This window comes from Microbacterium sp. (assembly GCF_047972865.1).
Lineage (GTDB): Bacteria > Actinomycetota > Actinomycetes > Actinomycetales > Microbacteriaceae > Microbacterium.
In genome coordinates this window covers 1-5,076 of sequence record NZ_JBKEAY010000119.1, presented here as the reverse complement: position 1 = coordinate 5,076, position 5,076 = coordinate 1, and the positions used below count along the sequence as shown (strand labels likewise).

Sequence of the window (5,076 nt, the reverse complement as noted above, 5' to 3'; positions counted from 1 at the left end):
GACCCCACCGACGACCATGACCTATCGGCGCGATCTCTAAGCCGCATCGAAGCGCCCCGGACACCGCATCGGCGGTCCGGGGCGCTTCGGTGTTCGCCCGGGACGGATGCTGTGAGGGATGAGCGCATCACCGTGCCACCTTCCGGCACGCGGCGTTGAGCGCGATCGACGCTGCGGATGGAATGGAGCCATGACCGATGTCTCGACGAACGCCTCCGCCCTCGACAGCCGCACCATCGACACCAGCCTGGGTGCCATCGCGGTGACCGTGGTCGGCCAGGGTGAGCCTCTCGTCCTCATGCACGGAGGCGGTCCTGGTGCCAGCGCCCTCGCCAACTACCGAGACAACCTCGACGCGTTCGCCGGCTATCAGGTGATCCTGCCCGATCAGCCCGGCTTCGGCGGCAGTTACCGCCCGACCGAGGCGGACCTCGACGCTCGATCGATCACCGAGATCACCGTCGATGCGATGTATCAGGTGCTCGACGCGCTCGGGGTCGGGACCTTCCACCTCCTCGGCAACTCCCTGGGCGGTGCCGCGGCCATCGCGATGGCCATCGCGAAGCCGGAGCGCGTGTCGAAGCTGGTGCTCATGGCGCCGGGGGGCGGCTGGCTCCCGAACGGCCCCACCCCGACCGAGGGCCAGAAGGAGATGTTTCGCTACTTCAACGGCGAGGGTCCGACGTTCGCGAAGATGAAGAACTTCGTGCGGACGATGGTGGCGAACCCGAAGAAGTTCGACGACGCCAACATCCAGGCGCGTTACGAAGCTTCACTCGACGAGAGCCACATCGAGTTCTACCACCGCTACAACGCGGCATTCGCCAAGCGCGGCGGCATGGACCCGCTCTGGAAGGATCTGGACAAGATCACCGCGGAGACGCTGCTGCTCTGGGGCCGCGACGACCGGACGATCACGCTCGACGGCGCCTGGATCATGCTCAAGCGGATTCGCAAGGTGCAACTGCACGTGTTCGGGCATTGCGGCCACTGGGTGCAGGTTGAGAAGAAGGCCGACTTCGAGCGTCTCGTGACCGGCTTCCTGGCGGGTAGGGCATGACCGAGCCCCACTCGGGATGGCTCGCCGGCGACGTCGCCTTCGTCACAGGCGCCGGTTCCGGGATCGGCCAGGCGGTGGCGTTGCGCTATCTGCGCGAGGGCGCCGCCGGCGTGACAATCCTGGGCCGGGACCTTTCGCGTCTGCAGTCGACCATCGACTTGGCTGGCGCCGATGCGGACCGCCTCCTCCCCGTCGCGGGCGATGTCCGCTCGAGCGCAGATCTCCAGGCTGCGGTGGATGCCACCGTGGAGCGGTTCGGAAAGCTTGACGTGCTCGTACCCAATGCGGGCATCTGGGACTTCAACAAGTCGATCACGGCCACGACGCCGGACGAGATCGAGGGCATCTACGACGAGCTGTTCGACATCAACGTCAAGGGGTACCTGCTCACCGTGTCCACCGCGTGGCGCGCCCTCGTGAAATCTGGGGGCAACATCGTCATGACGCTCTCGAACGCCGCGTTCTACGCGGCGGGCGGCGGGCCGGTATACACAGCCGCCAAGCACGCCACGCGTGGTCTCGTCACCCAACTCGCGTACGAGCTGGCACCCAAGGTGCGCGTGAACGGCGTCGCCATCGGGGGGCTGCGGACCGACCTGCGAGGGCCCGAGTCGGCGGGAATGAAGGAGCGGTCGATCGAGCAGGCGTTCGCGAAACGTGATGGCGAACGCGGTCCGAACATGTGGCTGCCCCTGCACGATGCGAGCACCGATCCGGCGGACTCCACCGGGCCGTATGTGATGCTCGCGTCGAAACGCAACGCAAGCATCGTGACGGGCACCATCATCAACGCGGATGGCGGAATCGGCGTGCGCGGCTTCGCGACGGCGGCCGGAGGTGACCGGCTGTGACCGACCCGGCCCGACCCACTCCTCAGAACCTCACGCTCTGGCAGGACCTCACCTCGAATCAGGGAGGCCCCACCCGCATCGGTGTGCGGCCCGTGCGGCTGGGCGATCTCGTCGACTCCTACCCCGCCGGCGCACACGACCAGGAGTTGTTCGTGGAGGGGCGTCCTCCCGCGGCCGCAGTCGCCGACTTCACCGCGAGCGTGCTCGCCCGCGACGAGCGCTGTCGGCGCATCGTGCTGCCCGTGTCGGAACAGGATCTCGACGCCATCGCCTGGGCGGAAGACGCCGGATTCCGCTACGTCGTCGACGTCGATACACGCGCGGGCGCGTTCTCGCTTCTGGTCACCGAACCCGACTGGGTGCGCGACCAACCGCAGATTCTCGATGAAATCCCGTTGAAGGAGTAGTCCATGACCAAGACCAAGGTCGCCATCATCGGTTCGGGCAATATCGGCACCGACCTGATGTTCAAGGTGATCCGACTGTCATCCGTGCTCGACATGGGAGTGATGGTCGGAATCGACCCGGAATCGGACGGGCTCGCCCGCGCCGCACGCCTCGGCTTTGAAACCACACACGAAGGCGTCGACGGGCTCATCCGCAGTCCCCAGTTCGACGAGATCTCGATCGTGTTCGACGCGACCAGCGCAGGGGCGCACAAGGCGAATGCAGAGAAGCTGCTTCCCCTCGGCAAGACCCTTGTCGACCTGACGCCCGCGGCGATCGGCCCGTACGTGGTGCCGGTGGTGAACCTCGACGAACATCTCGACGCCCCGGATATCAACATGGTCACGTGCGGCGGGCAGGCCACCATCCCGATCGTCGCAGCTGTGTCGGCGGTGACGCCCGTGCACTATGGGGAGATCGTGGCATCCATCGCTTCGAAGTCGGCCGGCCCGGGAACGCGAGCGAACATCGACGAGTTCACCGAGACCACTTCGGCCGCGATCGAGCAGGTCGGTGGCGCGGCCCGGGGAAAGGCGATCATCATCCTCAATCCCGCTGAGCCCGCGATGATCATGCGCGACACCGTGCAGGTGCTCACCTCGCGGCTAGACGCCGCGAATAGGCGCAAGGTTGAGGATGCAGTGGCCGCTCGGGTATCGGAAGTCGCCGACTATGTCCCGGGGTACCGCCTGAAGCAGGTCGTCCAGTTCCAGGACCAAGGCGCGGAGGCCGACGGCCTCGTGCCAGGCGACCGGGTGCAGCCCGACGGCTACACGCGGGTGACTGTCTTTCTCGAGGTGGAAGGCGCAGCGATGTACCTCCCCGAGTACGCAGGGAACCTCGACATCATGACAAGCGCAGCTTTGCGCACAGCCGAGCGGCTTGTCACCAGCACACACGAAAGGCAGGCCGTCGCATGACGAGGATCTATCTGCAGGATGTCACGCTGCGCGACGGCATGCACGCGATCCGCCATCAGCTGGCCCCCTCGAAGGCCGCAGAGATCGCGGGTGCGCTCGACGCCGCAGGCGTCGACGCGATCGAGGTCTCGCACGGGGACGGGCTGACGGGGAGTTCGCTCATCTACGGACCCGGCTCACACACGGACTGGGAGTGGATAGAGGCAGTCGCGGGTGCCGTGAACAAGGCCGTGCTCACAACGCTGCTCCTTCCAGGCATCGGCACTCTGCACGATCTCCGCCGCGCCTTCGACCTGGGTGTGACCTCGGTTCGGGTCGCGACCCACTGCACCGAGGCCGACGTCGCTGCGCAACACATCTCGACGGCACGGGAGTGGGGGATGGATGTGTCCGGCTTCCTCATGATGAGCCACCTGAGCGACCCGACCTCACTCGCCGAACAGGCGAAGCTCATGGAGTCGTACGGTGCGCACTGCGTCTACGTCGCTGACTCGGCCGGACGACTCACCATGGACGGTGTGCGAGCGCGCGTCCGCGCTTACCGTGACGTCCTGGACGAGGGGACGCAGATCGGCATCCATGCGCACCAGAACCTCTCACTCGCCGTCGCCAACTCGGTCGTCGCCGTGGAGGAGGGTGCGTACCGGGTGGACGCGTCGTTGGCAGGACACGGCGCCGGCGCCGGAAACACACCGATCGAACCGTTCGTCGCGGTCGCGAAGCTTCAGGGATGGGATGTCGCGGCCGAGCTGTTCCCGTTGCAGGATGCCGCCGACGATCTCGTTCGCCCTCTGCACGACCGGCCTGTGCAGGTGGATCGCGAGACCCTGGCGGTCGGATACGCAGGCGCGTACTCCAGCTTCCTGCGGCACGCGGAGATCGCTGCGGGGCGCCACGGGCTCGACGCCCGTGACATCCTCGTCGAGGTCGGCAACCGCGCGCTGATCGGCGGTCAGGAGGACATGATCACTGACGTGGCACTCGATCTGGTGGCTGCGAGGGTTCGCTCCGCCTGACCGGGCGGAATCGGTAAGTCGCCGCTGGTGGGCATCCCGCCCACGGGAGCAGCACTGCCCACGGGGCGTGCACCGGCGATTGTTCCGCCGCGACAGCATGCGAGTGCGCCTCCTTCGTGCACCATGGCGCGCAACGACGTCGTCGCCGCAGGATCGCGACCCGTGCCTATCTGGCTGTCCTCCAGTCCATCCTATCTGGCTGTCCTCCAGTCCGTCCCGCACCCGAATTTTATTCTGAGGTGCAACACTGGTCGGTTTGTTCTGAGTGTAGGTGTTCTTGGAAGACTTCTGCGGGGGTGAGCCAGCCCAGGCATTTGCGGGGTTGGTTGTTGATCTGGGTGATGGCTTCTTGGAGTTCTTCTTCGGTCACGGTGGTGAAGTCGGTTCCTTTGGGGTAGTACCTGCGGAGTCTGCCGTTGTGATGTTCGTTCGTGCCGCGTTGGTAGGAGGAGTAGGGGTCGGCGAAGTAGGTGTCCATGGCGTAGTCGGTTCGTAGTTCGGTGTGTAGGTGCATCTCGGTGCCGTTGTCCATCGTGGTCGACCGTCTCGCGTGGGCGGGGAGGGGTCCGAAGAGGTGTTTTTGGGCGTCAACACCGGCGCGGGAGGTGAGGGAGGGGACTTTGGTGGCGAGCATCATGCGGGAGTGGCGTTCGACTTCGGTGTGGATGCCGTCGCCGACGCTTTTCGCTCCGAGGACGCTGTCTCCTTCCCAGTGTCCGAACACGCGCCGTTCGTTCACGGCGGTGGGGCGGTGTCGGAGAGAGACCCGGTTCGGGATCCGC

The 5,076-nt window shown here is 66.1% G+C and carries 6 protein-coding genes; 5 read left to right on the top strand and 1 reads right to left on the bottom strand.

Annotation, left to right across the window (positions count from 1 at the left end; genetic code table 11):
- The first annotated feature begins 190 nt into the window (after positions 1-190).
- From ACK5KK_RS07520 to dmpG, 5 genes are read left to right on the top strand one after another with little or no spacing between them, the layout of a single operon-like run.
- Complete coding sequence (locus tag ACK5KK_RS07520; RefSeq protein WP_416889468.1) at positions 191-1,060, top strand: alpha/beta fold hydrolase; 870 nt, start codon at positions 191-193, stop codon at positions 1,058-1,060.
- Entirely contained in the window at positions 1,057-1,911 is an 855-nt protein-coding gene (locus ACK5KK_RS07515; RefSeq protein ID WP_416889467.1) for an SDR family NAD(P)-dependent oxidoreductase, read from the top strand. Before ACK5KK_RS07520 ends, ACK5KK_RS07515 begins: the two co-directional genes overlap by 4 nt.
- Positions 1,908-2,318 (top strand): hypothetical protein, encoded by a 411-nt coding sequence (locus tag ACK5KK_RS07510; protein ID WP_416889466.1) that lies wholly within the window; start codon positions 1,908-1,910, stop codon positions 2,316-2,318. Before ACK5KK_RS07515 ends, ACK5KK_RS07510 begins: the two co-directional genes overlap by 4 nt.
- A gap of 3 nt (positions 2,319-2,321) precedes the next feature.
- On the top strand, positions 2,322-3,278 hold the full coding sequence (locus tag ACK5KK_RS07505) for an acetaldehyde dehydrogenase (acetylating) (RefSeq protein ID WP_416889465.1): 957 nt from the start codon (positions 2,322-2,324) through the stop codon (positions 3,276-3,278).
- On the top strand, positions 3,275-4,294 hold the full coding sequence (gene dmpG / locus ACK5KK_RS07500; protein ID WP_416889464.1) for a 4-hydroxy-2-oxovalerate aldolase: 1,020 nt from the start codon (positions 3,275-3,277) through the stop codon (positions 4,292-4,294). The genes ACK5KK_RS07505 and dmpG overlap by 4 nt, the downstream gene beginning before the upstream one ends.
- A 229-nt stretch (positions 4,295-4,523) precedes the next feature.
- On the opposite strand, the gene ACK5KK_RS07495 is transcribed toward dmpG, so the two are convergent.
- Positions 4,524-5,076, bottom strand: a 553-nt coding sequence (locus ACK5KK_RS07495) for an IS30 family transposase (RefSeq protein WP_416889463.1), incomplete at its 5' end; no start/stop codon positions are given.

What these genes read in the sequence shown, in the direction of transcription:
- ACK5KK_RS07520 (WP_416889468.1), top strand. Translation starts at nt 191, where the DNA reads ATGACCGATGTCTCGACGAACGCCTCCGCCCTCGACAGCCGCACCATC.
- ACK5KK_RS07515 (WP_416889467.1), top strand. Translation starts at nt 1,057, where the DNA reads ATGACCGAGCCCCACTCGGGATGGCTCGCCGGCGACGTCGCCTTCGTC.
- ACK5KK_RS07505 (WP_416889465.1), top strand. Translation starts at nt 2,322, where the DNA reads ATGACCAAGACCAAGGTCGCCATCATCGGTTCGGGCAATATCGGCACC.
- dmpG (WP_416889464.1), top strand. Translation starts at nt 3,275, where the DNA reads ATGACGAGGATCTATCTGCAGGATGTCACGCTGCGCGACGGCATGCAC.